The 2982-nt window shown below is 66.6% G+C and carries 6 protein-coding genes; all 6 read left to right on the top strand.

All coding sequences use genetic code 11. From position 1 onward, the window contains the following. The first annotated feature begins 50 nt into the window (after positions 1-50). Positions 51-392 (top strand): DUF6883 domain-containing protein, encoded by a 342-nt coding sequence (locus tag ACIRDX_RS22335; RefSeq protein WP_396627623.1) that lies wholly within the window; start codon positions 51-53, stop codon positions 390-392. After that, the gene (locus ACIRDX_RS22340) at positions 389-625 is read left to right on the top strand and encodes a DUF4926 domain-containing protein (protein ID WP_396627624.1); all 237 of its coding nucleotides are present in this window, start codon (positions 389-391) and stop codon (positions 623-625) included. Before ACIRDX_RS22335 ends, ACIRDX_RS22340 begins: the two co-directional genes overlap by 4 nt. 346 nt (positions 626-971) lie before the next feature. Then, on the top strand, positions 972-1436 hold the full coding sequence (locus ACIRDX_RS22345; protein ID WP_396627625.1) for a hypothetical protein: 465 nt from the start codon (positions 972-974) through the stop codon (positions 1434-1436). 302 nt (positions 1437-1738) lie between these two features. Beyond that, positions 1739-2008, top strand: a complete 270-nt coding sequence (locus ACIRDX_RS22350) for a DUF4160 domain-containing protein (protein ID WP_396627626.1) — start codon at positions 1739-1741, stop codon at positions 2006-2008. 15 nt (positions 2009-2023) lie between these two features. Continuing rightward, positions 2024-2341: a DUF2442 domain-containing protein gene (locus ACIRDX_RS22355; protein WP_396627627.1), complete on the top strand. Its 318-nt coding sequence runs from the start codon at positions 2024-2026 to the stop codon at positions 2339-2341. A 75-nt stretch (positions 2342-2416) separates the two neighbouring features. Further along, the gene (locus ACIRDX_RS22360) at positions 2417-2959 is read left to right on the top strand and encodes a hypothetical protein (protein ID WP_396627628.1); all 543 of its coding nucleotides are present in this window, start codon (positions 2417-2419) and stop codon (positions 2957-2959) included. The last annotated feature ends 23 nt before the right edge of the window (positions 2960-2982 follow it).

Here is a 2982-nt window from a genome sequence, read left to right on the forward strand (position 1 = left end):
CACGTTAGGCATCCACTAGAGCGCGCTGCAGGACGACGCTAGAATGCGGCGTGGACTTGCCGAACGCCAATCTCGCCATCATCGACCGGGCGAAGTTGGAAGGCTACCTGTTGTCGGCCAGTCACCCGGTGGGGCGGTTCAAGGCGCGGTTCTTTGCGCGGCTCGGCTTCACGGCCGCCGACTGGCAGCTGTTCGCGCAGGCGCTACGCGAGCAGCATCTGGCACAGGCTGCCGAGGTCGGGCCGGTGGACGCCTTCGGCCAGTCGTTCACCATTCGCGGTATGCTGCGAGGACCGACCGGAGCGCCGGCGCTCGTGACCAGCGTGTGGTTCGTCCGGGCCGGCGAGGACCGTCCGCGATTCGTGACCGCCTATCCCGGAGACTCGAGATGACCCCGCACCTCCTGGACGTCGTCGTGCTCACGCGTGACCTCCCCGCAGAAGGCCTGAGGTGCGGCGATCTCGGCTCGGTCGTCGACCTGCGCGGAAGTGATGCCTTCGTGGTCGAGTTCGTCGCCGCGTCCGGGCGCACCCAGGCGCTGGTCACGCTCGGTCCCAACGACATCCGCGCGGTCGCGGACGGTGACCTTGTCGCAGTACGGCCCACCGACATCAAGGCGTCGTAGGACGTGATGCCTAACCGCCGCTTGCAGCCGACGGCGCCAGCAGTGATCGTGAGGCGCCGCGGCTGAAGCGGAGCACGTTATGCAAACGCACGACCTCCGCGTGAACCGATAGTCACCCTTGCGCGTGTTTACCGAGCGATCGAGCTTTTCGTCGCTGGCGAGGAGCACGATGCCCATGCCGCCACGCCCGAGCTCGCGCTGGATGGCATACTGCCCGTGCAGGGCCGACCGGAAAGCCGCGAGGCCGTCGGGAGTGGTAGGTTCCGTGATCGTCATCGTTGGGAGAACCTACGTGAAGGCCACCACATTGTTACAGGGGGCGTTGTGTGCCGCCCTCGCCGTCACCATGCCGTTACGAACGGCCGCCGCGCAGTCACGCCCCGACCTCGCCGGCACGTGGCGCGGGACGCTGGTGAACTACCCCACGCGCCCCGGTGTTGCGCCGGTGGACGTCACCATGGAGTTTGGCGCGTTGCCCGTGGCTGACTCCACCTGCGTCCCCTGGAAGACCACCTATCGCGAACAGGGGGTGGTGCGGGGGGTGAAGGATTACCGGCTGTGTCGCGGTACCGGCCCCGACGACTATGCGGTGGACGAGGGAGGCGGGGTGGTGCTCCCCGCCCGGCTCCTCGGTGACGTCCTGGTCTCCGCCTTCAAGACCGGCTCGCTGCTGCTCGTGACGCACCTCCGGGTGAGTGGCGACACGCTGACCGAGGAGATCATGACCATCGACGACCGGCCGGCGGCCGATGGGCTGGTGATGATGCGCCCGCGCGCGATTCAGCGGTTGTTGCTCACGCGCGAGCGCTGAGCCGGTCAGCGGCTCTTCGCCAGCGTCGCAATGAGCACGAAGAGCCGCTCCACATCGCGCAGGTCGAGCACCTCGGCCGGCGTGTGGTTGTACCGCCCGGGCCACGACAACCCCGTATTCGGCGCGCCGGCGCACTAACGACGCTTGCTGCCGATGGCCGCGGGTGCGGATGGGTTTGGTGGGGCCGCCGTGATGCCCTAGGCTGGTTGCGGCGGCCCCGCCAAACCCTTCTTATTGGAGCGTCCACAGCAGAAGCACACGTTAGCCAGACGAGCAGGTCGTCGACGATGTAGAGTGACGACGTGCCCGAGCTCTCTCGCTTCTTCGGGATCATCATCCGAATGTTCATGGAGGTGGGCGAGCCTCATCATCGACCCCACTTCCATGCGGTGTATCACGCGGCCACAGGGGTGTTCGCGCTCGATCCCGTCGAGTGCATCGGTGGCGATCTCCCGCGCACGCAACAGCGACTGGTCGAGGCGTGGGCGGAGATCCACCACGAGGAACTGCTGCAGGACTGGGCCCTCTTGCAATCCGGCAAGCCTCCGCTCAAGATCGAGCCATTGCGCTGAGCGCGAGGTCACCCCATGAGTCACGCCATCCATCGCATCGAGCACGTGGAGGTCGTCGGGCCGTACACGCTGGCCTTGCGATTCGCCGACGGCACCTCCCAGCGCATCGACTTTCGACCAGTCCTGGAAGGGGAATTGTTTGGGCCTCTTCAGGACATGACCCTCTTCAACGCCGTGGAGCTCGATCAGACGTTCGGCACGATCCAGTGGCCCAACGGTGCCGACTTCGATCCCGAGACACTTCACGATTGGCAGAAGTATCGCGATGACCTCGTTGCCATGGCCCGTCGGTGGGCCACAGGCCGTGAGACGTCGCACCGGGTGGCTGGCTAACCACCGCTTGCAGCCGACGGCGCCCCGGCGCGATCGTGAGGCGCCGCGGCTGAAGCGGAGCACGTTAGGCAGACCGTGAGAATCTGCGCGAACCAGACAGAGGTGTCCCAGCTTGTTGCCGCACTTCGCGAAGACGGCGCGGCGTCTGGCGGTTGGGACACGCTCTTCATCGACGACTCTACGGGGCAACGGTGGCGACGCACCTACCTAGGATCGGGGCACCACGGGGGCGGCAGTCCCGTCCTCATCCAGGAGCCAGCGCCGACCGTCGATGAGCTGCTCACGCTTGTGGCGGGCTCACCGAATCTGCCCGAAGTCGCCGCTGGCGCCTGGCTGCTCTCCGAGTTGGACCCGCAGGGTGGCTACAAGGAGCGGCTCGTTGCTCTGGCCGAGGAAGCGGCCAGGCATGATGATCTGGCTCGGGCGGTACTCCTAGTTGGCTGGGGAGGCCTCGACGACGACACGAATAGCCGCTCGAGTCTGGGGCGCCACGTCGTGGACGTGGGGCGTGATCACGAGCATGTCCAGAACATCGCCTCCAGGGCTCGTCGCCTGTTAGGCCTGAGGCACACCGCGGCACCGCTGAAGGATCTTCAAGTCTTCGGGCTGGGCTCCTGAATGGCAGCTGCCTAACCGCCGCC

It is taken from the genome of Luteitalea sp. (assembly GCF_044337415.1).
Taxonomy (GTDB): domain Bacteria; phylum Acidobacteriota; class Vicinamibacteria; order Vicinamibacterales; family Vicinamibacteraceae; genus Luteitalea.

Coding starts and splice junctions, on each gene's coding strand:
- ACIRDX_RS22340 (WP_396627624.1), top strand. CDS start 389: ATGACCCCGCACCTCCTGGACGTCGTCGTGCTCACGCGTGACCTCCCC.
- ACIRDX_RS22345 (WP_396627625.1), top strand. CDS start 972: ATGCCGTTACGAACGGCCGCCGCGCAGTCACGCCCCGACCTCGCCGGC.
- ACIRDX_RS22355 (WP_396627627.1), top strand. CDS start 2,024: ATGAGTCACGCCATCCATCGCATCGAGCACGTGGAGGTCGTCGGGCCG.